The sequence below is a fragment of the uncultured Actinomyces sp. genome (assembly GCF_963542285.1).
Taxonomy (GTDB): domain Bacteria; phylum Actinomycetota; class Actinomycetes; order Actinomycetales; family Actinomycetaceae; genus Pauljensenia.
In genome coordinates, this window is the sequence record NZ_CAUTWQ010000021.1 from 1 (window position 1) to 26199 (window position 26199).

Annotated in this window: 23 protein-coding genes and 1 pseudogene; 18 read left to right on the forward strand and 6 right to left on the reverse strand. The window is 56.2% G+C overall.

What is annotated here, in order from left to right; all coding sequences use genetic code 11:
* The 3 genes and pseudogenes from RW023_RS07690 to RW023_RS07700 all read right to left on the reverse strand — a co-directional run.
* Positions 1–268 (reverse strand): annotated as a pseudogene (locus tag RW023_RS07690) (hypothetical protein); the annotation flags it as partial.
* A 176-nt stretch (positions 269–444) separates the two neighbouring features.
* Positions 445–1311 carry a hypothetical protein gene (locus RW023_RS07695; protein ID WP_315580638.1) on the reverse strand — a complete coding sequence of 289 codons (867 nt, stop codon included), beginning with the start codon at positions 1309–1311 and terminating at the stop codon, positions 445–447.
* Positions 1312–1426: 115 nt separating this feature from the next.
* The gene (locus tag RW023_RS07700) at positions 1427–2143 is read right to left on the reverse strand and encodes a hypothetical protein (RefSeq protein ID WP_315580639.1); all 717 of its coding nucleotides are present in this window, start codon (positions 2141–2143) and stop codon (positions 1427–1429) included.
* A 228-nt stretch (positions 2144–2371) separates the two neighbouring features.
* Between RW023_RS07700 and RW023_RS07705 the strand changes: the two genes are divergently transcribed.
* Positions 2372–3892 (forward strand): amino acid permease, encoded by a 1521-nt coding sequence (locus RW023_RS07705; RefSeq protein WP_315580640.1) that lies wholly within the window; start codon positions 2372–2374, stop codon positions 3890–3892.
* Between the two features lie 164 nt (positions 3893–4056).
* Here the strand turns inward: RW023_RS07705 and msrA are convergent, their stop codons facing one another.
* Together msrA and rpsT are read right to left on the reverse strand one after the other, a co-directional pair.
* Positions 4057–4851 carry a peptide-methionine (S)-S-oxide reductase MsrA gene (msrA, locus tag RW023_RS07710; RefSeq protein WP_315580641.1) on the reverse strand — a complete coding sequence of 265 codons (795 nt, stop codon included), beginning with the start codon at positions 4849–4851 and terminating at the stop codon, positions 4057–4059.
* 181 nt (positions 4852–5032) lie between these two features.
* Positions 5033–5296, reverse strand: a complete 264-nt coding sequence (rpsT, locus tag RW023_RS07715; RefSeq protein WP_009408961.1) for a 30S ribosomal protein S20 — start codon at positions 5294–5296, stop codon at positions 5033–5035.
* 290 nt (positions 5297–5586) lie between these two features.
* On the opposite strand from rpsT, the gene lepA reads away from it, so the two are divergent.
* The 14 genes from lepA to leuA all read left to right on the forward strand — a co-directional run bounded on the left by lepA (position 5587) and on the right by leuA (position 22576).
* A complete protein-coding gene (gene lepA / locus RW023_RS07720) occupies positions 5587–7446 on the forward strand; it encodes a translation elongation factor 4 (protein WP_315580642.1) in 1860 nt (619 codons plus the stop codon).
* On the forward strand, positions 7443–8315 hold the full coding sequence (gene trmB, locus RW023_RS07725) for a tRNA (guanosine(46)-N7)-methyltransferase TrmB (protein ID WP_315580643.1): 873 nt from the start codon (positions 7443–7445) through the stop codon (positions 8313–8315). The genes lepA and trmB overlap by 4 nt, the downstream gene beginning before the upstream one ends.
* Before the next feature lie 422 nt (positions 8316–8737).
* Positions 8738–10000, forward strand: a complete 1263-nt coding sequence (locus tag RW023_RS07730; protein ID WP_315580644.1) for an MFS transporter — start codon at positions 8738–8740, stop codon at positions 9998–10000.
* Positions 9997–11265: a radical SAM family heme chaperone HemW gene (gene hemW / locus RW023_RS07735; RefSeq protein WP_315580645.1), complete on the forward strand. Its 1269-nt coding sequence runs from the start codon at positions 9997–9999 to the stop codon at positions 11263–11265. The genes RW023_RS07730 and hemW overlap by 4 nt, the downstream gene beginning before the upstream one ends.
* Positions 11266–11369: 104 nt before the next feature.
* A complete protein-coding gene (locus RW023_RS07740) occupies positions 11370–12254 on the forward strand; it encodes a DUF3097 family protein (protein ID WP_315580657.1) in 885 nt (294 codons plus the stop codon).
* Positions 12255–12345: 91 nt separating this feature from the next.
* The gene (gene hrcA, locus RW023_RS07745) at positions 12346–13362 is read left to right on the forward strand and encodes a heat-inducible transcriptional repressor HrcA (RefSeq protein WP_315580646.1); all 1017 of its coding nucleotides are present in this window, start codon (positions 12346–12348) and stop codon (positions 13360–13362) included.
* Between the two features lie 21 nt (positions 13363–13383).
* Complete coding sequence (dnaJ, locus tag RW023_RS07750) at positions 13384–14505, forward strand: molecular chaperone DnaJ (protein WP_315580647.1); 1122 nt, start codon at positions 13384–13386, stop codon at positions 14503–14505.
* Between the two features lie 16 nt (positions 14506–14521).
* Positions 14522–15373, forward strand: coding sequence for a 16S rRNA (uracil(1498)-N(3))-methyltransferase (locus RW023_RS07755; RefSeq protein ID WP_315580648.1), 852 nt, complete (start codon positions 14522–14524; stop codon positions 15371–15373).
* A 1-nt stretch (position 15374) separates the two neighbouring features.
* Positions 15375–16382: a PhoH family protein gene (locus RW023_RS07760; protein ID WP_315580649.1), complete on the forward strand. Its 1008-nt coding sequence runs from the start codon at positions 15375–15377 to the stop codon at positions 16380–16382.
* Between the two features lie 3 nt (positions 16383–16385).
* The gene (gene ybeY, locus RW023_RS07765) at positions 16386–16835 is read left to right on the forward strand and encodes an rRNA maturation RNase YbeY (RefSeq protein ID WP_009408972.1); all 450 of its coding nucleotides are present in this window, start codon (positions 16386–16388) and stop codon (positions 16833–16835) included.
* Positions 16832–18142, forward strand: a complete 1311-nt coding sequence (locus RW023_RS07770; RefSeq protein WP_315580650.1) for a hemolysin family protein — start codon at positions 16832–16834, stop codon at positions 18140–18142. The genes ybeY and RW023_RS07770 overlap by 4 nt, the downstream gene beginning before the upstream one ends.
* Positions 18143–18147: 5 nt before the next feature.
* Positions 18148–19284: a GTPase Era gene (era, locus tag RW023_RS07775; RefSeq protein WP_315580651.1), complete on the forward strand. Its 1137-nt coding sequence runs from the start codon at positions 18148–18150 to the stop codon at positions 19282–19284.
* A gap of 162 nt (positions 19285–19446) precedes the next feature.
* Entirely contained in the window at positions 19447–20736 is a 1290-nt protein-coding gene (locus RW023_RS07780) for a threonine/serine exporter family protein (RefSeq protein ID WP_315580652.1), read from the forward strand.
* Positions 20737–20815: 79 nt separating this feature from the next.
* Positions 20816–22576 (forward strand): 2-isopropylmalate synthase, encoded by a 1761-nt coding sequence (gene leuA / locus RW023_RS07785; RefSeq protein WP_315580653.1) that lies wholly within the window; start codon positions 20816–20818, stop codon positions 22574–22576.
* A gap of 118 nt (positions 22577–22694) precedes the next feature.
* Here leuA and RW023_RS07790 read toward each other — a convergent pair whose 3' ends face one another.
* Positions 22695–23324: a TetR/AcrR family transcriptional regulator C-terminal domain-containing protein gene (locus RW023_RS07790; RefSeq protein ID WP_315580654.1), complete on the reverse strand. Its 630-nt coding sequence runs from the start codon at positions 23322–23324 to the stop codon at positions 22695–22697.
* Positions 23325–23409: 85 nt separating this feature from the next.
* Here RW023_RS07790 and RW023_RS07795 point away from each other — a divergent pair, with 85 nt between their 5' ends.
* The 3 genes from RW023_RS07795 (at position 23410) to RW023_RS07805 (ending at position 26135) form a co-directional block, all read left to right on the forward strand.
* Positions 23410–24399, forward strand: a complete 990-nt coding sequence (locus RW023_RS07795; RefSeq protein WP_315580655.1) for a DUF5692 family protein — start codon at positions 23410–23412, stop codon at positions 24397–24399.
* Positions 24400–24558: 159 nt separating this feature from the next.
* On the forward strand, positions 24559–25299 hold the full coding sequence (recO, locus tag RW023_RS07800; protein ID WP_315580658.1) for a DNA repair protein RecO: 741 nt from the start codon (positions 24559–24561) through the stop codon (positions 25297–25299).
* Complete coding sequence (locus RW023_RS07805; RefSeq protein ID WP_315580656.1) at positions 25296–26135, forward strand: isoprenyl transferase; 840 nt, start codon at positions 25296–25298, stop codon at positions 26133–26135. Before recO ends, RW023_RS07805 begins: the two co-directional genes overlap by 4 nt.
* Positions 26136–26199: the final 64 nt, after the last annotated feature.

The window sequence follows — 26199 nt, forward strand, 5'->3', positions numbered from 1 at the left end:
CGTCACAGACGTTAACTGAGCCTTCTGTATGGAACTTGGTGCTGAGCTCTGGGTTATTGGTTGAAATTAAGTTGCATGTTTGCTCTGTAATCAAAGTTTTTGAGCTGTCCCTATAATGCTGGATGTAGCTCAACTGAGTTGCAGAGGTGAAATCGTAGGTCTCGTCCAAGCCGAGACGCGGTTCGTCAGCGAAAGCTGGTCCTGTTGCCAAAACGAGGCTGGCCGTGAGTGCCAGGGCGCCTGCTGCGCCGATCGTGCGTCGCTTCATGAAAGTTCCTTTGTTTAGAGGGAAGCTTGCTCACAGAATAAGCGGTAATTAAGGGCTGTGACGAATTGAGTATCGTTTGAATAACGAAAGTCTTTAAAGAAGCTGAATTGAATGCAAAAGTGTGGTGGGCGGCGCGTATAGAGCGTGCCACCCACCACATGTATCACGAGTTTTGCTCAGGCTTGGGGGTACTGACCTGGCTGCTGGCCTTGTTCAGGAACTTGGCCGTTCTCATGCTGTTGCGGAGCCTGAGGATATTGATCCTGCGCGGAGGATTCACCCGGCTGGGGCTGTCCGCTCGGTGCGGGGTACTGCTCGGGGTATTGCCCGGGTACAGGGGGCTGGCCCTGTTGCGGGTACTGGCCTCCGAGAGGCGAGAGAGGGAATTGGTCGGTTTGCGGCTGGGCTTTCTTTTTGCGGTTGCTCATGACAACGAACGCACCAATACCGCCAATAACAACTACTCCAAGGATCAGCAGGAGGATCCACTTTGTCGAGGATGACGAAGATGAATTGATCTTGCCTTCGGCATGTACATCCGTTGACGCATTGATCCAGGTAACCGAATCACCGGTTTGGGCAATCTGTGTGTCACCACCGTCTGGAACAACTGCAGACTCGATCCTGTATCCCTTGGGGAACGTCGCGATCACCTTCATGTTTTCAATGCCCATGCGGGAACCGAGACCGGTTAAAACAGAGCGACTCTGTGATTCGAAAGTGAAAGTATCGCCGCTGACCTTCAGGATTTTTGCGACTTCGTCAGAAGGAGCGTCTTGGAAAATTGCGCAGGTAGTGCTGGAATTTACCTGCTTAAAGACTGTGTTTGCGCCCGCGGATTGTGCCTTCTCACACGCTTCCTTAGTGACCACGGTGCCCGAAGAATCGCTCAACCTTAAGGTGTAGGTCATCTTTGTCGCAGAAGAGAAGTTGTACTCCTCTTCAAGAGTGATGGTGGAATCAGCGCTGGCAGTACCAGCAGACAAGGCCAATGCCCCGGTGATTGCGATAGCTCCAAGAGATCCAAAAATGCGGCGCTTCATGAATCGCCCCCTCTGTGTGTGTGATGTTTAAAGCGAAGACAGAATACAGAAACGGCGTCAGGTGATCCAGTTTTGTAGGGAAGTGAGAGTTTCTTGAAGTGGTAAAAGCCGCTAGCTAGCGCTGTTGGTGCTGGGCGGGTCGACAATCCTTTCTCCTGCGTAGCCATCTGGTCCAAGCGATGAGCGGCGCAATGAAGGCGCATCCAATAGCAATGTACTTCGCCGGTACTCCTCGGCTTTCGTTCTGGGAAGAAGGCTCATCTCCGTTGGTCGATGCCGAAGGAGCCGCTTGTTGTGCAGTGTCGACCTCTCCGGTGGCGCTGACTATGGAAGGTGCATTGTTCCAATGCACTGTTCGCTTGGCTGGGTCAACTTCTCCTGAACTATCAGCAGAAACTGGTACGTATCCTTCTGGGAATTGGGCGTTGATGGTGACTGCTGGGCTGTCTTGGCTTGTATTAGCCCCGTCGGTGATGCCCGCCAAGATTATTGACGTTTGGGATGTGAAAGAAAAACCTGTATCGGTGACGGTCAGGAATTGTGAGAGCGATGATCCCTCATAATCTGCTGAAATCCTGCATGTATGAGCTGATCCATTGGACTCAAAAATGGGGGTCTCTCCACCGAGCTGGAGCTTGCTGCACATGTCTTCCGTGAGCGTCGTTCCTGAGGTGTCAGTGATAGATGCTGTGTAGCTCATGTGCGAAGGCGTGGTGAAGTCGTAGCTTTCGTCGATGCTGAGGGTAGGGGTTGCATAAGTTGCACTGCCAATGCAGAGCGCCGAAAGAGACAGACTGCATACCCATAACATCTTCGGAAGATTTCGCCTCATAATTATTCCAATCATGCAGTTGGGGGATCGGTCTATTTTTCTCAAGGATACTGTCTCCCTTGGGATTGCTGGTTGAATATGTTGGCGAAGTAACACGGATATAAATTCCCTCACAATTGTGTCCAAAAGGTAAACAAATTGGAAAATGCAGGTCATTAGATGGCACACTAATCGAACCAGAGTCGGCGGCGCCCGGCCGCGGACCGATAAACCAAAGGAGAGTGCGGCATGGAAACGCCGAACCTCAGTGCAATGGAAGTGAACCTTGAGACTGACCAGCAGGTCCAGTCCAAGGACAAGCCCCAGCGCACTGAACTCAAGCGTGGTTTATCGGCACGCCACATGCAGATGATCGCGATCGGTGGCGCGATCGGTACCGGTCTCTTCGTCGCTTCGGGCGCAACAATCTCAACGGCTGGCCCCGGCGGCGCTTTGGCTGCCTACACCGTTATTGGCCTCATGGTCCTTCTGCTCATGCAATCTCTTGGCGAGATGAGCGCACACATGCCCGTCGCGGGATCTTTCCAGACCTACGCCACGCGTTTCGTCAGCCCTTCATTCGGTTTTGCGATGGGCTGGAACTATTGGTTCAACTGGGCGATTACCGTCGCAGCTGAACTTGTAGCATCGGGATTGGTGATGTCTTACTGGTTGCCAGATGTTCCCTCGTGGGTTTGGGCAATTTCCTTCCTTGTCTTACTGACTGTTCTTAATGCCTTGAGCGCCCGTGTCTATGGCGAGGCAGAATTCTGGTTCGCCCTGATCAAGGTCATCACGGTCGTCGTCTTCATGATTTCAGGCACTCTGATGATCTTCGGAATCTTCAACGACTCCCCGGGATTTCAGAACTGGACGACCGGTGACGCTCCCTTCCACGGCGGATTCTTGGCCATCATTTCGGTCTTCATGATCGCAGGCTTCTCCTTCCAAGGAACCGAGCTTGTGGGTGTCGCCGCAGGTGAATCATCGAATCCTCGCCGCGACGTGCCCCGAGCAATCAAGTCCGTGTTCTGGCGCATCATGTTGTTCTACGTTGGCGCAATCGCCATCATTGGCACTCTGATTCCTTACACCGATCCGAACCTGCTGCGCGATTCTGCCTCGGATATTGCATACTCGCCCTTCACCTTGGTCTTTGAGCGTATGGGTGTCGCCGCCGCGGCAGCCGTCATGAACGCCGTCATTCTGACTGCAATCCTTTCCGCAGGAAACTCCGGACTCTACGCATCCACTCGTATGCTTCACTCCATGGCGCTGAGCGGCCAGGCTCCCCGCTTCTTTGGAAAGGTCACGCGTCACGGCGTACCGGTCTACGCAATGCTGGCGACCTCAGCTGTTGGCGCACTGGGATTCGTTGCCGCACTGGTGAGTGAAGATACCGCCTACACGTGGTTGCTCAATGTTTCAGGCCTCTCCGGATTCATCGTCTGGCTGGGTATTGCGGCATGCCACTGGCGTTTCCGCCGGGCATACGTCAAGCAGGGGCACTCCCTTGACGAGCTTCCCTACAAGGCACCCTTCTTCCCCTTCGGTCCGATCTTGGCCTTCATCATGTGCTTGATCGTTCTGCTGGGCCAGAATTACGAGGCCATTTTCCGTGGTCAGCTCCTGCAGGTTGCCTCCTCGTACATCGGCCTTCCGATCTTCTTGCTCATCTGGTTGGGCTACCACCTGGTGAAGAAGGACCGTACCGTCAGCTTGGACGAAATGGACGTTGAGGGCGTGACCATCACGCCTGAAGAGGCATGAGCCGCTAGCTGTTCAACGCAATTCGGGGGAGGCAGAAACTGTCTCCCCCGAATTATTTGTTCCAGCATTGGGGCTGCTCTCAGTAGAGACTGAGGAATGTGGCATCGGACATCGCGCTTCTCTCATGCCCAAAATGTCCGCAGCGCACTGCAGGTTATGAATGACTACCTCGGTGCTTCGATGTCTACTTGCGCGGGCATATTGAGGATTCCCACCGGGCAGCTCACGCCATTTGGCCCGTGATTGCAGTATCCATCGGGATTCTTTTCTAAGTAGGCCTGGTGGTAGTCCTCGGCCAGGTAGAAAGGGCCACCTGACTGGGCAAAGCAGGATCCGGCCTCGCCAATCGTTGTATAGCAGCGGGCCCCCGGCACCGCGCGTTCCAACTCAGCCACCCACGCACCGCGCAGAAGCGATGCCACCTCAGCCTGCCTCGGCGTCGTCACCCAAATCGCACTGCGGTACTGAGTGCCTACGTCGTTCCCATGACGGTTGGGGCGAGTGGAATCGTGGTTCTCGAAGAAGGTTTTGATCAGGCTTGCTCCGCCTTCGCCGGTTACGGAAGGATCGTAGACAACAGCAACGGTCTCAGCGTGGCCCGTGCGTCCTGTACAGACCTCTCGGTAGGTGGGGTTTGCATTTCCGCCACCCATGTAGCCCACAGCCGTTGCCCACACGCCTTTTTGGCGCCAGAAGATACGTTCAACACCCCAGAAGCAACCTGCGGCAAGGTAGAGAACCTCGAAGCCGTTGGGGACCGGATCAGTCGCGCGCGTTCCGTTTACCGGATGAAGTTCGAGCGCGTCCACAATTGGGTGCCTGCCTCCCGGAATATCTGCGGGAAGGGTGCCCGCAGTAGGGGAGTCGAGGTAGCGCTCGGCGTCCTCAGGTAGACGAGGCCAGTCTTGGTCTGGGCCTGCAGCGTAGCGCTGAGTAGTGGGTGAAGGATTAGTAGTCATCTTTGGCTCCTTCAGTTTTGTGTGGTGGGCGAGGTGCAAACTGCCGCGGGGGGGGGGGATCGTGTCTTCTGCCCCGTATTCTATGGCGATCCCCAAGCTTTGGCAGATAAAGATACTTACCCTTGGTACATAAAAATGTGGCCCCTGCAGTTTCCTGCAAGGGCCACATCAAGCGATTTAATCAGCCGAGCGACTGGACGCGACGGGCAAGCTTGGACTTGCGGTTCGCGGCCTGGTTGCGGTGAATAACGCCCTTCGAGACGGCCTTGTCGAGCTTACGCGATGCGACGCGCAGAGCTTCGATAGCTGCTTCCTTGTCGCCAGCCTCGACGGCTTCGCGAGTCTTGCGCACCAGGGTCTTCAGTTCAGACTTGACTGCCAGGTTGCGCTGACGGCGCTTCTCGTTGGTGCGGATCCGCTTGATCTGAGACTTAATGTTCGCCACAGTCGGATTACTCCTTGGTCTTTCGTTCGTACAGGTCGGTGAGGGCTGTGTCAGTGTCGGGACTGGGGCATGGGGACACCCGCAAACGACTCTAACCAGACCCCCTGCCCGACCAGGCTGGGAGTCCGAAGGACAACTCTAGCAGAAATCGAAGCGCAGAACGACCTCCGATATCCCCATAAAAGCCCGATAAATGGTGAGAACGCACACCCTATCGGCGTGGAATTGGCACCCCGGTGCTTACTAATGGGACGATAGACCAGACGTCACAACCCTTCCGGAGGTCTTGCTTGTCCCCGATTCCTACTCCTGAGCAGCTCGCGCAGATTCAACCTGCGACCACGTCGCAGGAACGTATCCGTAATTTCTGCATTATCGCTCACATTGATCATGGCAAGTCCACTCTGGCTGACCGTATGCTCCAACTCACCGGTGTGGTAGCCAGTCGAGATATGCGCGATCAGTACTTGGATCGTATGGATATTGAGCGCGAACGCGGCATCACTATTAAAAGCCAGGCAGTGCGTATGCCCTGGGCCTTCGAAGGCGAGCCTTTTGCCCTGAATATGATCGATACCCCCGGACACGTCGACTTCACCTACGAGGTTTCGCGGTCCTTGGCCGCATGTGAAGGAGCGGTCCTCCTTGTTGACGCCGCACAGGGGATTGAGGCCCAGACTCTGGCAAATCTCTACCTGGCCATGGAAAATGACCTCACGATCATCCCCGTGCTGAACAAGATCGACCTTCCCGGAGCTCAGCCTGAAAAGTACGCCCAGGAAATTGGTCAGCTCATTGGCGTCGAGCCCGACGAAGTTCTGCGAGTTTCAGGCAAAACGGGCGAAGGCGTCCCCGCCCTTCTTGATGAGATCGTCCGTCAGATTCCCTCGCCTTCAGGTAACCCCGACGCCCCGACCCGAGCGATGATTTTCGACTCTGTGTACGACACCTATCGAGGCGTTGTTACCTATGTCCGAGTCGTCGATGGCATGCTCTCCACCCGCGAGCGCGTCCGAATGATGTCGACGGGGGCTACCCATGAGCTTCTTGAGATTGGTGTTATTTCACCAGAACCAACCCCCTCGCAAGGAATTGGTGCGGGTGAAGTCGGCTACCTCATCACCGGCGTGAAAGACGTTCGTCAGTCCCGTGTTGGTGACACCATGACTTCCGCAGTTCGCGGCGCTGAGGAACCGCTGGCCGGTTACCGCGATCCGCGACCCATGGTTTTCTCGGGCATTTACCCGGTCGATGGTTCGGATTTCCCGGACCTGCGTGACGCACTTGAGCGCCTTCAGCTCAATGATGCGGCACTGACCTTCGAACCTGAATCCAGTGCGGCACTGGGCTTTGGTTTCCGATGCGGCTTCCTGGGGCTTCTCCACCTCGAAATTGTCCGCGAACGCTTAGAGCGTGAATTCAAGCTGGACCTGATCGCCACAGCTCCAAACGTTGTCTACAAGGTCGTTGCTGAAGATGGGACCGAAATTCAGGTCGATAACCCCTCAGAATTCCCCGAGGGGAAAATCTCCGAAGTCCGTGAGCCAGTTGTTAATGCAACGATCCTGACTCCGACTGAATTCACGGGCACGATTATGGAACTGTGCCAAGATCGCCGCGGAACCATGCGAGGAATGGACTACCTCTCTGAGGATCGTGTTGAACTGCACTATCAGCTGCCCCTCGCAGAGATCGTCTTCGATTTCTTCGATCACCTCAAATCGCGCACTCGCGGTTATGCCTCGCTGGACTACCACGAGAGCGGCGAGCAGGTCGCCGACCTGGTGAAGGTCGATATTCTGCTCAACGGTGACCGCGTGGATGCCTTCAGTGCCATTGTCCACAAGGATCAGGCCTATGCCTATGGTCTGCGGATGACGAAGCGCTTGAAGGAACTGATCCCACGTCAACAGTTCGAAATCCCCGTCCAAGCCGCGGTGGGTGCGCGCGTTATTGCCCGTGAGAACATCAAGGCTCTTCGCAAGGACATGCTTGCCAAGTGCTACGGCGGCGATATCACCCGTAAGCGCAAGCTGCTGGAGAAGCAGAAGGAAGGCAAGAAGCGTATGAAGTCGATCGGGCGCGTGGATGTGCCCCAAGAGGCCTTCATCGCTGCGCTGACCTCCGATGTGCCCACCGGAAAGAAATGATCGTGGCAGAGGATAACGAGGCCGCGGGCGGGGCGGCGGCACAGACTGCTGATATCGCTCGGTCTGCTCGCGTCAAGACGCGCAATGGCCGTCGGCCAGGAGACGCGCCCGAGGGTACCGTCTTCATGAGCCGGACCAAATCCTTCACTAGGCGCAGTCGTGAGCTTCCTCCAAACCTTGCGCGGACGTGGGAGGCTCACGCCGAACGCTACGTCATTGAGCCCCGCCGGGGCATTGGCTACACGACCGTTGCCGAGGATTTTCGACTTGACCCCGTTGAACTATTTGGTCGTAGCGCTCCGCTGACTTTGGAGATCGGATCGGGAACGGGCGAACAGATCGTTGCTGCGGCTGCTGCTCATCCCGATCGTGATTATCTTGCGCTTGAAGTGTGGGTTCCCGGGATCGCGAAGTTAGTTTCAAAGGCTGTAGAAGCCGGCGTCGACAATATTCGAGTTCTCGAGGCCGACGCTGCCCAAGCCCTTCCCTTCCTTTTGGCGGATGCAAGCCTTGATGAGGTCTGGACTTTCTTCCCTGACCCGTGGCGAAAGGCGCGTCACCACAAGCGGCGACTGGTCAGTGATGAGTTTGCGAGAGAAGTTGCCCGAGTGCTCCGCGATGGGGGAGTGTGGCGTCTTGCAACCGACTGGGATAATTACGCATGGCAAATGCGTGATGTCATCGAAGCCTGCCCGCTCTTTGTGAATCCCCACCTGGGGCAAAGGCCTGATCCAGAAGATCCCGAACCCGAGCGCGGTGGGTTTGCTCCCCGCTACGAGGGGAGAGTCGTCACCCATTTTGAAACCCGAGGTATTGACGCGGGGCGCAGGGCTCATGACATTGTCGGAGTTCGCGTGCCTCGGAAATGATGGCGATCGGAGCCCAAATTGTTGCGCGCTCATCATCGTATCCTCCCTTGTCACAAAGAGATACGCGCGACATTCTGGGTGTCAACATTTCACGTGGTTGACAAAGTTTTATATGCTGTCTGATGCATTGAGCTTTCACCTTGCGTGAAACGCCGGCTTCCTCTTCGCGATAGGCGGATCTGCGAAGAGTGGAGATGCGTTCTCTCGAGAACGCGCGGGGCGGGGCTTCCTCGATGAACCGAGAATCCCCCGCCTCGGTCCGCAACGTGTGCCCGCTTCCTTGAAAGAGGAAGCGGGCACGGTCGTATTCTTTTCGAGTTGTGCCCGCTGCCCGGGGGATCTGTACGCTAGGTGATTTCCTTCGCGAACTGTGAAAACATTGTTGATGGGTGTGTACGGTCACAACGAAGAAAGAGCTTGCCGTGAAACAGGGTGCTTACGCGCGATTTTTCCAGCGTAGGTTCGTGTGGATCCTCATTATTCTCAGCGCTTTCGTCCTTCTTGCCGGATCTTTACGAGGAGGCATCACTGCGCTGCCTCCGATCATTGACGTTATTCAAAAAGAACTGGGACTTTCTGCCGCCGAGGCCGGCTTGGTCACTTCTATCCCGGTCTTCTGCTTCGGCTTCTTTACTCCGCTGACCTCGATTGTCCTTCGCCGTGTTGCGCTTAACCAAGCTGTGTCATTTGGATTAGCGATCGTCATCGTAGGCGCGATCGTGCGTTCTGCGGGATTTAGCTCAACCCTTTTTCTGGGGACTTTCCTGATCGGCCTTGGAACAACGGCGGGAAATCTTGTGATCACCATGCTGATCAGTAGGGACTTTCGCCACCGCGCAGGGATCATGACTGCTATTTATTCCACGATGATCGACGTGATGATCGCGGCCTCGACGGCTTTTACCTTTCCCCTAGTTGCCTATATCGGTTGGCAGGGTGCTGCTGGCGTATGGGGAGTTGGTCCAGCTCTACTTGCCCTAGTGGCCTGCCTGATCGTCTATCCCCTCAAACACCCGGGAATCCGGCCGTTTCTAGCACGCAAGGCAGGTTGGAAGGTCCGCTCAGACGATGCACTTGTCACCAGTGAAGCGGCCACGGCCTCGGAAATCTATCGCTGGCCAATCGCTTGGCTCATGGCGCTTGCTTTCGCAATCAATACTTTCTGCTATTTCGGTGTTGCCGCGTGGTTGCCGCGAATCTTGGCAGAAATGCTGCAGATGAACAGTACCGATGCCGGATTTGCCGCCTCGATCTACCACGTCATTGGAGTTATCGCGCCTCTGACAATGATGGCCGTTCAGCGACTAATCCGTGGCCAAACGTCGACAATCCTGGGGATCGTCTCTTGTGCATGGCTTCTCATGCCCCTCGGGATGCTTCTTCTTCCCTCCTTGTGGGTTGTGTGGAGCGCGTGCGGAGGACTGGGTCAAGGTGCATTCTTCTCAATTACCTTTACGCTGGTTATTGAACGCACAGCCACCACGGCGCAGACACGAACGCTTTCGGCGCTCGTCCAAAGCCTTGGTTATGGTCTTGGAGCGTTGGGACCGTGGGCTATTGGGCGCATGTTCGATCTGACAGCGAGCTGGTTTTGGCCCTTCATTGTGTTGACAATACTGACAGGAAGCCTTGTTGTGATTTCTCAAGTTGTTGCCCGCTCGACCTCCAGGCCGCACTCGCGATGAGCCCAGCACAGCCCGACGGTCAGCCCTGGGATCCACACGGCGTACTTCTTCCGCAGCTCGCTGAAGCAAGCGCTCATCGCCCATTGTCGATCTATGTCCATGTCCCTTTTTGTCAGGTGCGCTGTGGGTATTGCGACTTCAACACCTACACGGTGGGTTTCGGTCCCGGTGCAGACCGCGTGAGCTACGACTCCAGTGCGCTCGCGGAAATGAGCCTGGCAGCGCGAATTCTCAGCGATGCTCAAATGCCTGCACGCCCGGCCTCGAGCATTTTCTTTGGCGGTGGAACACCCACCCTTCTTGACCCCGCCGCGCTGGCCCGTCTACTTGATGGGATTCGTCAGAACTTTGGGATTGCTCCCGGTGCAGAAGTCACGGTGGAGGCCAATCCCGAAAGCGTTGACGAGGCTGTTCTTGAACGTCTGCGTGAGGCTGGGTTTACACGCGTGTCGTTTGGTATGCAGTCTGCTGTCCCCGCGGTTTTGCGAACGCTGGACCGTCGCCATGACCCAGCAAAACTTCCGGGACTTGTTTTAGCTGCTCGTCAGCTAGGTTTAGATGTCTCTGTTGATCTCATTTACGGTGCTCCGGGTGAAAGTCTGCAGGATTGGGAGGTTTCTCTTCGCGAGGCCATTGCGATGGAACCGGATCACATCAGTGCGTACGCGCTGGTCATTGAAGAGGGAACCAAGATGGGAATGCAGGTAGCTCGCGGAGAGCTGCCCATGCCAGACCCTGACGATGAGGCCTCGAAATATGAAATTGCCGATCTCCTGCTGGGAGAAGCCGGTTACGCCTGGTATGAAATCTCTAATTTTGCCCGGCGCGAATCGGGAGAAGAAGACTCTCCATCGACTCAGCTTCGTCATGCCTCGAGACACAACCTTGCCTATTGGCGCGACTGGGATTGGTGGGGGTTTGGACCCGGAGCGCACTCTCATGTCGGTCGCTATCGCTGGTGGAATGTCAAGCACCCCTCGGCTTATGCGCAGCGCGTTACTCAGGGGCTTTCCCCCGCGCAGGCGGGCGAAATTCTTGATCTGCAAACGCGAGAAATGGAACGTGTTTTGCTCGCAGTGCGCACCAGTGAAGGGGTGGAGGCGCCTCACGCTGGAGCCGAGCGCGACACTTTCCTCCGCTCCCTCCCGACTTTGGCCTCGGAAGGGCTTATCGAGGCAGCTCCCGCCGCCCAAGGCCGCGCGATAGTGACCCTTCGGGGACGTCTATTGGCGGATTATGTGACCCGCTGCCTCTTGGGTTACTGAGTCTCTTCGGCTACTCAGTTAGGAGCCGCACATCTTCTCCGCCTCCGAGTGTTGAAGCGTGCCAGCGGCACTCACGCTCATAGTGTTGTGCGGTGACTTCAGATATGTACGGGACAAATATCTTTGAATTCGACCCGCACCGCGATGGTCCGGGCGCTCGGCGACCACGCTCGGTGGAGGTTCCCATCGAGTACGGGATGGTGCTTGAGGATATTTCCAGTGGATGGGTTGGCGCGGTCACTCGCGTCGAAAAATCTGGGGGAGTGCACCTGGTTGAGCTTGAAGATCGTCGAGGCCGGAAGCGTTCTTTCCCCCTAGGAGGCGGGTTTTGGCTGGAGGGCAAGCCGATTATTGCGCTTCCTCCGAAGGCTGCTCCCGCTCAAAAAGCTCCTGCGCTCACCACTGCGGGTGGTCGTGCGCTGACGAATTCGGGGTCGATCGCACCCGAGAAACGAGTGGCTCGGGTTGCTAGGCAATCGCGCATCTGGGTTGAAGGCCGTCATGATGCGGAACTGATCCAGCACGTGTGGGGTGAGGACCTAGCCGATGTTGGCGTCGCCGTGCAGCTTTTGGAAGGCGTGGACCACTTAGAGGAAATCCTTGAGGTTTTTGGACCCACAAAAACCGTCCGCGCTGGAGTCCTGGTTGATCACCTGGTTCCGGGCTCCAAGGAATCGCGCATTGCCGAGGCCGTATCTCACCGTTGGGAAGACGCGGTGTTGGTGGTTGGACACCCCTTCGTTGACATTTGGCAAGCTGTGAAGCCGCAGCGTCTGGGGCTCCAGGCGTGGCCGGATGTTCCCAGAGGGACCGATATTAAGCACGGAACCTTGGAATACTTGGGCTGGCCTCATGCAAACCAGGCGGATATTGCTCAGGGGTGGAAGCGGATCTTATCAACCGTTCGTAACTACAAGGATCTTGAACCGGCACTTTTGGGTCGGGTGGAAGAACTCATTGATTTTGTGACGCAGCCGGGTTTGGAGTAACTCGGCGGAAAGTGTTGATGAGGGGACGAAAAAGGTAATCCCGCGTTAAACTGGCACTCAGATAGTGTGAGTGCCAAATGAGGGAGGATGAATGAACGACCGTCGTCTGGACGTTCTGCGTGCCATCGTGTCCCAGTATGTCCACACACGCGAACCCGTAGGATCTAAAGCGATCGCGCAATCTCAAGACCTCGGGGTATCTTCGGCCACTATTCGTAACGATATGGCCGTCCTTGAAGAAGCCGGTCTGATCTACCAACCTCATACCAGTGCGGGACGTGTTCCGACGGATAAGGGCTATCGTGCCTTCGTTGATCAGCTGTCCACTCTCAAGCCGATGAGTCCGGCAGAACGTCAAGCAGTCGAAAAATTCTTGGCACATGCGCAGGACTTAGACGATGTCGTGATGAATACCGTGCGTTTGCTTGCTCAAGTGACGCACCAGGTGGCGCTGATTGAATACCCTGTTCATGCGCGCTCGACGCTTAGCCGAATTGAATGCGTTGACCTGTCAGATCAACGCTTGCTGGTTGTTGTCATTACCCAGCAGGGCAAGGTCTTTGAACGCCTGCGTGAGATGCCTCAGGACGTCACTCAAGATGATCTTTTGGCTGTTCGCGCGGTTCTTAATGCTGCCTATCAGGGGATGAGTGCTGCTCAGGTCCGTGCGCATTGCGAGGCGCTCTCTCAGACACTTCCCCCGACGCTGCTTGCATTTGCAACAGAGATTAGTGACACCGTCGCGACCTTGCTTCAGGGAGAGCCCTCCTCGCGCATCGCAATGGCAGGAATGTCGAATCTTGCGCGCAGCGGTGTTGATTTCCACGATATTGCACCGGTCTTGGATGCTTTGGAAGAGCAGGTTGTCCTTCTTCGTCTTTTTGCTGAGATGGATGAAGGCAACGGCGATGTTCATGTCTCCATTGGCTCTGAAAACGGCCACGATGCGTTCGTTGAAACCTCTCTTGTCTCTGGAACCTATGCCTCCGGAGAAAACTCGGCGCACCTCGGGGTTCTTGGCCCCACGCGCATGGACTACGCCTCGACAATGTCCACGGTCCGCGCCGTGGCCTCGTACCTCTCTAAATTCCTGAATTCCACACACTGAACGGGTTACAAAAGGACATTCGTGAACGACGATTACTACGCAATCCTTGGAGTCTCTCGCGACGCTGACCAGAGCGAGATTAAGAAGGCCTATCGCAAGAAGGCCCGCGAAACTCACCCCGATTATGGCGGGGATGAGGAAGCTTTCAAGGCCGTGTCGATTGCCTATGAAACCCTCTCCGACCCAGAAAAACGCCGTATGTACGACATTGGCGGTCCCGATGCTGCGCGTGGTGGCGGTGGTTTCGGTGCCGAGTCCTTCGATTTTGGTGACATTCTGACGACAATGTTCGGCGGCGCCTTTGGCGGTGGCTTTGGTGGAAACCAAGGACCGGCATCGCGTACTCGCCAGGGCCGCGACCAGCTGACTCAGGTTGCAATCACTTTGAAGGACGCGGCTTTTGGCGCTCACCAGCAGGTCTCGCTTAATACCTATGTGACCTGCGAAGTCTGCCATGGAGCCATGTGCGAACCGGGAACCGAAGCAGTGACCTGCACGACCTGTAAGGGACAGGGATACTCGATTCAGCAGCAGCGCACCATGCTGGGAACCATGCAAACTCAGGTTCCCTGCCCTAGCTGTCAGGGCTATGGGACTGTCATTGAACACCCCTGCCACGAGTGCTCCGGTCAGGGACGCGTTCGTGCGCATCGCACCTTGACCATTGATATTCCCGCCGGCGCGGGCGACGGAATGCGCCTGCGTCTTGCCGGACAGGGCGAGGCCGGTCCCGGTGGCGGTCCCAATGGCGATCTCTACGTCGACATTGTCGAGAAGCGTGATCCTACTTTCTCGCGTCAGGGGGACGACCTGTACATGTCGGTGACCGTTCCCATGACCGCAGCTGCCTTGGGAAGTACGTTCGAGCTGGAGACCTTGGATGGAGCCCAGTCCGTGACCATTCAGCCCGGTACACAGCCCGGCGATGAAGTTCGTTTGGATGGACTGGGTGTTGGCCATCTCCAACGGTCCGGTCGCGGAGACCTTCACGTCGCAATTAACGTCGAAATCCCGCGCAAACTTGATGACCGCTCACGCGAACTCCTCGAAGAGCTCTCTCAGGTTCGCGGAGAAGAAAGCATCCGCCCTGAAAAGCGCGGATCCTCCTTCTTTGACAAGCTTCGCGAAACCTTCGGCGCCTAGTAAGGACATCACCCGTATGACGCTTCCGGTTTTCATCGCTCCCGACGCGGACGCATTGCGCGCCTGCGCGTGCGGAGATTCCTACGTTTTAGACGGGGATGAAGGCTTTCACGCGGCAACCGTTCGACGGATCGACGTCGGAGCCATGCTTGATGTCGTAGACGGGACGGGCCTTCGTGCCCGCTGCACGGTTATTGACCGCGCAAAAAAGTCCCTGACGCTGCACATTGACCACCTTGAACGCGAGGATGAGCCCGAGGTTGAGCTGCTGTTGATCCAAGCTCTCTCAACAGGTGGACGCGATGAAATGGCCATCGAAATGGCAACGGAAGTTGGCGTTGACGCAGTAATGCCCTGGCAGGCAAATCGCAGTGAGGTTCGCTGGAAGGGTGAAAAAGCCGCGAAGGGCATGCGAAAGTGGGAATCCACCTTACGATCAGCGACGAAACAATCGCGACGCGCATTTGTCCCACGCATTGAAGAAGCTCGTTCATCCGCTGCCCTAGTGCAGTGGATTGCGCAGACCACTCAAGATGGCGCTTGGGTTCTGGTCTGTCACGAGAGTGCCGATCACCGCCTGAGTGAGCTCCTTACTCAGCTGCGTGGGCTTAGTGCCCACGCCTCGTCGGCCTCGGCAGCCTCGTCGGCCTCGGCAGCCTCGTCGGCCTCGGCCGTCGGCTCCCAGCCTTCTTGCCCTCCCAAGATCGCCGTCGTCGTCGGCCCTGAAGGTGGGGTTGACCCCGATGAGCTTTCTCTTTTCGAGGCCGCGGGAGCGAAAATCTGTCTGCTGGGAAATACCGTCCTTCGCGCGTCAAGCGCCGGACCCGTTGCGCTTTCACTGATCAGCGACGCTATTGGGAGGTGGTGACATGGACGCCAAACGAATCGATATTCCCCGCGGCGTGGATCCCGTCGTACTTTTTGGAACTTCAGACCGTGTTTTGCGAGCTCTTGAAAACGGCTTCCCTCAGGTTCGCTTCACCTTACTTGGCCGCACCTTGTCCATGATTGGGCCCGAAGGAATTGTGGATATGGCCGCTCAGCTGGTCGAAGAGCTGATTGAACTTGCTCGAGATGGGCATTCTCTTGACGCTGACGGCGTTGAACAGGCAATTGCTCTGCTCATGGCGTCGAGCTCCACGGATGAACGCCCCCAAGAAATTTTGCGCTCGCGGGGACGCTCCATTCGACCGCAATCTGCCGGGCAAAAAGCGTATGTCGAGGCGATTCAGCGTTCGACTGTCGTCTTTGGGTTGGGCCCTGCCGGCACCGGAAAAACCTACCTTGCGATGGCCCAAGCGGTGTCCTCCCTGCTTTCCGGACAGGTGCGCCGAATTGTCTTAACTCGCCCGGCGGTTGAAGCGGGTGAAAACCTTGGTTTCCTCCCGGGCACGCTCACGGACAAGATTGATCCCTATTTGCGTCCGCTCTATGACGCGCTGGGCGACATGATGGATCCGGATGCGCTACCAAAACTCATGGCCTCTGGCGCGGTTGAGGTTGCCCCCTTGGCATATATGCGTGGACGAACGCTCAATGATTCCTTCATCATCTTGGATGAAGCTCAGAATACGACGCTCGCACAGATGAAGATGTTCCTGACCCGTCTAGGCTTCAACTCGAAGGTCGTTGTTACCGGTGACGCCTCCCAGATTGACCTAGCGGGGGAGCGCTCCAGCGGCCTCTTGGTCATTGAAGACATTCTCACTGGCATCGATGACATAGAATTTTGTCATCTGACAAGCGCAGATGTTGTGCGTCATCGCCTTGTCGGCCAGATTATTGACGCATACGAACGGTGGGACGAATCCATGGCCAGCCTCAAAGCACGCCGTGACCGTTCCCTGTACACCCGTACCCGACACAATGGACGCTGAGTCATGACTGAAGTTCTTAACGAAACCGACTACCAGATCGACTGTGAAGAGTTCGTGCGCTTGGCTGACTTCGTACTCAGCGCCATGCATGTCTCCACAGAGGTCGAGCTCAATATCATTTTCATCGACCCCGAACCTATGGAAGAGCTCCATGTTCGCTGGCTGGATCTGGAAGGTCCGACCGATGTCATGAGTTTCCCCATGGACGAGCTTCGTCCAGGCACTGCGGATCATCCGACGGAATCGGGAACGCTGGGCGATATTTGCATCTGTCCGCAGGTTGCGGAGCAGCAGGCTCGCCAGGCCGGACATTCCTCGGTTGAAGAAATGCTCTTCTTGGCGACTCACGGCATGCTTCACCTTCTGGGTTATGACCATGCAGAACCCGCTGAAAAAGAAGAAATGTTCACCCTGCAACGCCAGCTCCTCTTGAGCTTCCTCGCACAGCGATGATCGAAGCTGCTATCCCCGTCGCGGGGATGAGTATCCTTGCCGCAATTGCTCTTCTGGGCGCAATGATTCTTGCGGCAAGTGAGTTTTCGATCGCTAAGCTCACCCACGCCGCGGTTGAAGACCTGATCGAGGACGAAAAGAAGAACGCACGAGCCCTGTTCAAGCTGGTCGATCAGCGTCGCCTCGTTATTTTTGTCCTTCGAGGCGTCCGCACCTTCCTGCAGGTTGTCTTTGCCGTTTCAATGGCGACCATTGCTCTGCATTTTTCACACTACTGGTGGTTGGGAGGGCTGGTCGCAATCGTCGTTGTGACGATTGTGCAATTCTTTGCCAACAGCATCATTGCCACGCGCTGGGCACAGCGCAATCCCACCGGTATCGCGCTCTTCTTCACGCCCCTGATGACCCGTCTGGTCGCTATTGCACATTTCTTCTCGCCGGCCGCCCAGAAGGTCAAGGCCTATCTTCCACAGTCTGAGCGAACCGAAGCTGAGATGCGTGCGGACATGGCGGATGAACTGCGTGAAATGGTTGACCGTGTTGGCGAAACAGAAGGCCTTGAAGAAGAAGACCGAGAGATGTTGCGCTCGGTTTTCGAATTAGGGCATACCTTGGTTCGTGAGGTGATGGTCCCGCGTACCGAAATGCTGACGATCGCATTCGATGTTCCGGCCCGTAAGGCATTACGCCTCTTTGTGCGCTCCGGTTTCTCACGGCTACCTGTTATCGGAGAGGACACCGACGATGTCCGTGGAATTTTATTCTTTAAGGATGTCGTTCAGCGTCTTGAAAACCATGATGGAGAACATGAACTTCGCGCCGATCAGATGATGCGTCCCGCCGAGTTCACCATCGAAATGAAGCCGGTCGATGACCTGCTGCGCCAGATGCAATCCGAACACTTCCACCTGGCCATGGTCGTTGATGAATACGGCGGGATCTCAGGCCTCGTCACCCTCGAAGACATCATTGAAGAAGTCGTCGGTGAACTCACCGACGAACATGACCGCAACACCATTGAGCCCGAAGAAATTTCCCCAGGTGTGTGGCGCGTTCCTTCGCGTTTCTCCATTAGCGAGCTCGGAGAGCTGTGGGGATTGGAGCTCGAAGACGAAGACGTCGATTCCGTTGGTGGTTTGCTCGCCAAAGCGATTGGTCGCGTCCCGCTTCCGGGGGCAACAGGCGATATGCTCGGTGTGCACATGGTTGCCGAAGAAGCCCGAGGCCGCCGTCGCCAAGTCGGTACGATTGTCTGTTCTTATGTCCCCGAAACCTCGACCGAAAACTCTGAAGATCAGCAGGAGTGAGAAAGATGCATTTTCCCAGCGATGATGAATTGATGGCCGGTCCGAATGCCTTCGAAGGCGTGGATCTCGATGCTCTTGAACTTCCTGATGAAGACTCGCAGGATGATGAAGACATTGATGCTGAGCTTGACGAGGCCGACGATGAGCGCGTCCACGATGTTGAGGATTCTGTCCATTCCTTGCGTCAACTCCGCGCAGAAACAAATGCGGGTGCAGATATCATCGTTCCCGATTTCCCAGAGGACTTTCGTGCCGGCTTTATTTCCATTGTTGGCCGCCCCAATGTCGGAAAGTCGACGCTGACCAACGCTCTTGTTGGCCATAAGGTTGCCATCACCTCGGGCCGCCCCGAAACGACACGTCACAACATCCGAGGGATTGTCCACGGCGAAAACTACCAGCTGGTATTGGTCGATACGCCCGGATACCACCGTCCTCGCACTCTGCTGGGTAAGCGCCTCAATGACATGGTTCGCGAGGCCTTGGCCGAAGTTGATTGCGTGGTCTTCTGTATGCCTGCGGACCAGCGCATCGGACCCGGAGACCAGTTCATTGCTCGGGAGCTGCGTTCTGTTCGACGTCCCGTGATTGCGGTTGCGACGAAGTGCGATAGCGTGTCGCGCGAACGCGTGCTTGAACACCTTCTGGCAATTGAAAAGCTGGGGGAGTGGAGCGCGATTGTTCCCGTCTCTTCCTTCAAGCATGAAGGCATTGATCGCCTGCGTGAAGTTTTAGCGGAAAAGGTTCCCCTTTCCCCGCCCCTGTACCCGCAGGATGATGTCTCGGATGAATCACGCGAAACGATGATTGCAGAATTCATTCGCGAGGCTGCGCTGGAGGGAGTTCGCGATGAGCTTCCGCACTCGCTTGCCGTGAAGGTTGAAGAGATCATTGAACGCCCCAAGCGCGAGGGTGATGATCGTCCGCCTCTGCTGGATATCCACGTCAATGTCTATGTCGAACGCGATTCCCAAAAGGCCATCATTATTGGCAAGAAAGGTTCGCGTTTGAAGGAGATCGGCACTCGGGCCCGAGCACATATTGAAGAATATTTGGGACGTCGTGTGTACCTCGATCTGCATGTGCGTACCGCTAAGGATTGGCAGTCAGACCCGAAGATGCTTCAGCGTTTGGGCTTCTGATACCTGAACGTGGGGGATACAACAAAAGGATCCTGACCAGGGTCCCGGGCTTTAGCGTCTTCTTCGTGGCATGCTTATCCCGTGAGCGAGAATCCCCAGAACCCTAACGCCTCAGCGCCTTTACCGTTTGACCAGGACGACGCATCACTGACTGTGCACCGCATGGCTGCACATGATCGTCTGTCCCATCAATCCCGAGTCGTCTTGCGCCTTGGCCAGATGCTTCTTTCCGCCGGCGCGGGCTCGTACCGCGTGAAGGCCTCGATGCGGACCTGTGCCGAGGCCGTTGGCATTGAGAAGCACCATGCTCAGGTGACCTTTACCGAGATCGTTGCGACTGCTTATGCGAATGGTACTTTCCGTACCGAGCTTGCTGAGCAGCGTCTTCTGGGAGTGAATGCGGACAAGATTGACCGCATTACCAACTACTTGGCATCCATTGAAGGCAAGCAGGTGCTTGTTGAGGATGTCGATAAGGCTCTTGACCGGATCGAACGTGTGAAGCCGCTGTATGGCTGGCTAGCGAATGCGCTTGCTTCTGGTTTAGCCTGTGCGGCCTTCTCCTTCCTCAACGCTGGGGGATGGGTTGAGTGCACTGTCGTGGCAATTGCCGCCTTCTTCGGACAGTTCCTCCGTCGCCAGATGCTCAAGCGACACATGAACCACTTTGGTGTGTGGATGCTCTGTGGCGCAGTTGCTTCTGCTATCTACATTCTGTGCGTCTATCTGGCTCAGAAATATCTGGGTGTTGAACCCACACACCAAGCAGGCTTCATCTCTGCGTTGCTCTTCTTGGTTCCTGGCTTCCCATTGGTGACAGGAATTATTGACCTGGTCCGTCACGACTTTGCGGGTGGTATTCAACGAATCGTGTATGTCGCAATGCTCGTAGTCTCTGCGGGCGTTGCGGTATGGACCATCTCGGAGATCTTCAATTGGTCGGTCACTCCGCAATACATCGTTGAGCTTCCGCCAATCATTCACTTCGCGTTGCGTTTCTTCACCAGCTTCGTTGCGGCGTATGGCTTCGCGATGCTCTTTAATTCTCCGCCTAAGGTATGCACGGCTGCGGCTCTTATCGGTGCGGCTATTAATACCGGTCGTATCTTCCTTGCGGTTGTCGTGGGGGTTCCGGTCCCCGCGGCGGTTGGGATTGCAGCGCTAGCAGCGGGTCTTCTTGCGGCAGCAGTTGCAAACCGCACACGCTTCTCGCGTGTGACACTTTCCGTTCCCGCGGTGGTCATTATGATCCCGGGTGTGCCCCTGTATCGTTCGCTCACCTACTTGAACAATGGGCAGACCGTGGACGCATTGGCACAGCTCTTTACGGTTCTCTTCACGATTGTTGCGATTGGTATTGGCCTGGCGATTTCGCGAATGCTGACCGACCGCGCGTGGCTCATGGAGAAACCGGTGAGTGTCCCCAAGCTCGAGGAATACGACGTCGAGTAAGAGCTGGTAGGCCAAGTAAACACTGTCCACCATGTGCACTCGAAGTGCCAGTATCAGCGGGTCTTCATAGACTGAAGGTGTGAAGACTACATCGAATGTTCCTCGTCCTGCAGGTTCTGGAATGCCCACGGTCAAGTACCGAGCATTCCTCGACACGAACCCTGTTGACCTTCCTGACCGACAGTGGCCTTCGAAGCGCATTACCCACGCGCCTCGGTGGCTGTCAACGGATCTACGCGATGGAAACCAAGCACTGATCGAGCCTATGGATCCGGCGCGTAAGCGCAAGATGTTTGATCTTCTTGTTCGCCTGGGATACAAGGAAATCGAAATCGGATTCCCCTCGGCTTCGCAGACCGATTTCGATTTTGTTCGTTCTCTGTTGGAAGATGACGCCCTTCCCGAGGATGTCACCATTTCGGTGCTGACGCAGTCGCGCCCCGAGCTCATTGAGCGCACTGTTGAATCAATTGTTGGCTTCCCTCGCGCGACCGTGCACTTGTACAACGCAACCGCTCCGGTTTTTCGTGAAGTTGTCTTCCACGCGGACCGCGAGCAAACCGTTGAACTAGCCCGCTCCGGTACGCGTGAAGTCATTGCACAGGCAGAACGTCAACTGGGCGATGAGACGATCTTCGGTTTTGAGTACTCTCCTGAGATCTTCATCGACACCGAGCGCGATTTCGCACTGGAAGTGTGCGAAGCCGTTATGGATATCTGGCAGCCCCAAGATGGCCGCGAGATCATCCTCAACCTGCCCTCGACCGTTGAGCGCGCGACCCCCAATGTCTTCGCCGACCAGATCGAGTACATGTCTCGCAACCTTTCCCGACGCGAGCACATTGCGCTGTCTGTTCACCCGCACAATGACCGTGGAACTGGTGTGGCCAGTGCTGAACTTGCACTCCTCGCCGGCGCTGACCGCATTGAAGGCTGCCTCTTGGGACAAGGCGAGCGCACCGGTAACGTTGACCTGCTGACCTTGGGCCTGAATCTTTTCAGCCAGGGAATTGATCCGGGCATCGACTTCTCGGACATTGACGAGATCCGCCGCACGGTGGAGCACTGCACCCAGATGGAGGCTTCGCCGCGCTCTCCCTACGTCGGAGATTTGGTGTACACCAGCTTCTCGGGCTCTCACCAAGACGCCATCAAGAAGGGTTTTGCTGCTCGTAAGGCGAAGGTGGATGCCGCAGGGGGCGACGAGAACGCAGTGGTCTGGGAGCTTCCCTACCTGCCTATCGATCCTCACGATGTCGGTCGCTCCTACGAGGCCGTTGTGCGCGTGAATTCCCAGTCCGGCAAGGGTGGGGTTGCCTACCTCATGTCGCGGGCACACAACCTGGAGCTGCCTCGTCGTCTGCAGGTGGAGTTTTCGCGAATTGTCCAGCGCCACACCGACACTTACGGCGGAGAGATCAACGCCGAAACATTGTGGAAGATTTTTGCAGACGAATATTTGCCGACAAGCGCGGCTCCTGGCCTTCAGCCGTGGGGGCGCTTCGAATTGCGTAAGTCCCAGGTGGGAACGGTCGACGATGAGCATGTTGAATTGCACGCAGAGCTCACGGATAACGGTGTGCTCACTGCAATCGACGCAAGCGGAACCGGTCCGATTGACGCTTTTGTCTCGGCACTGCATCAATTTGATTTGGACGTGCGCGTCTTGGACTACTCCGAGCACGCAATGAGCCAAGGCCGCGACGCAAAGGCAGCTTCGTACGTGGAAGCCGCTGTCGACGGACAGATCGTGTGGGGTGTTGGAATCGACTCTTCGATTACCCGCGCGTCGTACAAAGCTGTGATCTCAGCAGTGAATCGTGCACTTCGAGATCAGTAAGTAGGTTTCACAACCAACGCGCACGCGGCGGTGAGTGAGTAACCGCCCAGTGCTAGGTGAGGGGCATCGCTAAGATGCCCCTCACCTATTTTTCCTCTCGCCAATGCAGGGGGGGAAGTCAGCGCAGTGGAGGGGGAGGAGTAGTGGAATAACGTTTCAAGGCGGCAAGAACGCTTCCGCGCATGATGACTTCGATGTTCTCCACCAGGATGTATGGATCAGCGCGCATATCCTGGTTCAGCCAATGCAAGACATGCGCGACCACACTCAATGTGAAGTGGTCGATGATGAAATCACGATATTGAGCGGAAAGAGGCGAAAAAACTGGAGCCACGGTGCCGCTATCGGTGTCCTGCTGATGTGTTTGCCCCTCGAGCTCAGTGATAATCGCGGTCATCATTTCGCGGAACGCCTGGTAAAAAAATTCCTCCACCTCTTTACGGCTGAGCGAGGAGACGACCGCGTAGGTCTGTTCATGATGCTGGCGCATGTAAACCAAGAGATCGCACAAACCGTCCGACCATTCTTGGTAGGTTGCATGAGCCATGATGTGTGCGACGATCTCTCGTTCGAAAACCCAGGTTCCCAAGGACATGACATCGGGGAAGTGGTAGTAAAAAGCCTGCCTGGTGACACCGGCTCGTTCGGTTAGACGACGGACCGTAACCTTTGTAATCGGTGTTGAACGCAATTCGTCTTTGAGGGCAGCACCGAGCTTCTCGCGGGTGTTTTCTGCACTGGTAGACATGACTTCCTTGATGAGAGCGATTGCGTTGAGGAATGCGAGAGAATCTCACTCCTTTGAGTATTAGACACTTTTGAAATGGTGTCCAATGACTTCTGCTGAATACAACCTTAATGTTTCCTCATCAGCTTATTTCACCGAAGGAGTTGGAGAGTTGTTCCTCTTTGAATCGATCCCCTGGTATTCCTGGCTTGCCTGGTTCGGAGTCCTTGCTGCTCTCATCATCGGCAATGAGATCACCCGCCGCTGGAAATGGGCAGGAATTGCGGTATTTATCGTTCTTCCTATTGTTCTGACAATCTTCGTCTGGCCGACAACCGCTGGTCCTGATTCCTCAACGGGAACCTGGTTCCACTGGGTCAAGGTCTACTCTGCCCTTGCCGGATGTCTGGGCTTCATGGCAATCCGCTACATTCCTAAGTTGCAGACGAACCGATGGGCCCTGGCCTTCCCGCCGGCGATCTTGGCCATTAACATCACCGAGGCCTGCATCCGCGACTTCCAAGTCGGTGCCATGGGTGTGCGTGAGATGGTCGACGGAGTTTTCATGGTTTCCGGTCCCTGGAACTACATGAACGGTATCGCCGGTCTGCTTAACCTCCTGACGATTTGCGGCTGGTTTGGAATCTTCATCTCTCGCGATAAATCTCAGGACATGATCTGGCCCGACATGATGTGGTTCTGGATCATCGCCTACGATCTGTGGAACTTTGCCTACGTCTACAACTGCGTGGGAGACCACTCCTTCTACGCCGGCGCGGCCTTGCTGATTTCCTGCACTATCCCCGCTTTCTTCATCAAACGAGGCGCCTGGCTCCAACACCGCGCTCACACCCTTGCATTGTGGATGATGTTCACCATGGCAGTTCCTTCCTTCGTGACTTCGTCTAAGTTTGCGGTCAACGCATCGCATAACGACGCGGCCCTCATGACTGTTTCTGCGCTGGCGCTCGCGTCGAATGTGGCTGTTGCGGTCTACCAGATCTACGTCATTGTCCGTGGGCGTAAGAACCCGCTGTGCGATGAGCTCTACACCGATCTCGCGTCATACAAGGCCGTTCGCGAGGCCAATTTCTGAGCGTTCGTGATCTAGATCCTTCACATAGTCCACAACTATTTGGACGATGCGGGATCTGAAATCTCGCAGGCATATTGCGCTTGGGGTCGCTTCGGCCCCAAGCGCAATTTTGTGTCGCGGCGGGCCTGCTCTGGCAGTGAATGTGAAAATAGGAAGGTGATCAGGAGTTACCGGGATGAGGCCGTGGTTTTGCGTACGCAAAAACTGGGCGAGGCCGACCGAATCATCTGGCTCCTGACCTCTGAACACGGCCAGATTCGAGCAGTCGCAAAAGGCGTTCGACGAATAACCTCGAAGTTCGGAGCGCGACTTGAACCCTTCTCTGTCGTCGATATTCAGCTTCACCGTGGGCGGAGCCTTGACACGATCATTCAGGTAGAAACAATTGCCTCGCACGGGGAAATGCTCGCCTCTGACTACGAACTCTACTCACGGGCCTCGGTGATCGTCGAAACCGCAGATAAACTTTCCAGCGATGGAGATGATGGAACCCATCAGCAGTATCTTCTGCTGGTCGGAGCTCTCCACGCGCTGTCTCATCGCCGACACGACCCGGCTCTAATCTTGGCCTCGTACATGCTTCGCGCCTTGGCCATCGCAGGGTGGGCGCCATCGTGTTATGACTGCGCAGTGTGTGGCAGTGAAGGACCGCACCTCGGTTTTTCCATTACCGAGGGTGGAGCCGTGTGCGATAGCTGCCGTCCGCCCGGCGCCTCGCTTCCCGCTCCCGATTCGATGGAATTGATGGGCGCTCTTCTCAGTGGCGATTGGGAAAGTGCGGATAGCGCCCCAACGTGGGCGCGCAGCGAGATGATGGGCTTGGTCTCTAGTTACACTCAATGGCATATCGAACGACGACTGAAATCCCTGCAACTCCTGGAAAGGAGCCCGCACGCATGAGCCCGGAAATCGCGTCACTGACGCCCATGGAACGCGCTCCCAAAGACCCACGTCAGCCGGTCGCGGGACCGGGGCAGTGGCCTCGGCAAGCACCCGAATTTGCAGCCGGGGAAGTGCCGCGCCACGTCGCCATCATCATGGACGGTAATGGACGCTGGGCCAATGAACGGGGACTCGCGCGCACAGAAGGCCACCGGGCTGGTGAGTATGCGCTTCTCGATACAATCGCCGGGGCTATCGATGTCGGTGTGCGCTATCTATCCGTCTACACTTTCTCGACGGAAAACTGGAAACGTTCGCCCGCAGAGGTCCGCTTCATCATGAACTACGCCAGTGATGTTTTGGCTCGGCGAACGGACCTGCTGAATGAGTGGGGAGTGCACGTGCGCTGGAGCGGTCGCGAGCCGAAACTGTGGAAATCGGTCATTCACGCTTTGGAGCGCGCAGAAGAAAAGACGCATGACAACACCACTTTGGATTTGGTGATGTGCGTGAATTACGGGGGCCGTGCGGAAATCGCCGATGCAGCCCGCTCAATTGCCCAAGATGTCGCCGCAGGGCGTTTGTCGCCGCGCGGGGTAAATGAACGAACTTTCGCTCGTCACCTGTATCTGTCCGATGTTCCCGATGTTGATTTGATGATCCGGACCTCGGGGGAGCAAAGGCTTTCGAACTATATGCTCTGGCAAATGGCCTATGCGGAGTTCATGTTTAGCCCGAGGCCGTGGCCGACGTTTGACCGCGAAGCTCTGTGGGACTGCCTTCTTGAATACGCTGGACGTGAGAGGCGTTTTGGCGGTGCACAGGACCTTGTGGCTGGCGGGGCTGGCGCTTAGGGCCTCGTAGCTGGCGGGGCTGGCGAATAGCCGAGGTGGCGCTTTGTAGCGCCTCGTTCCTGCC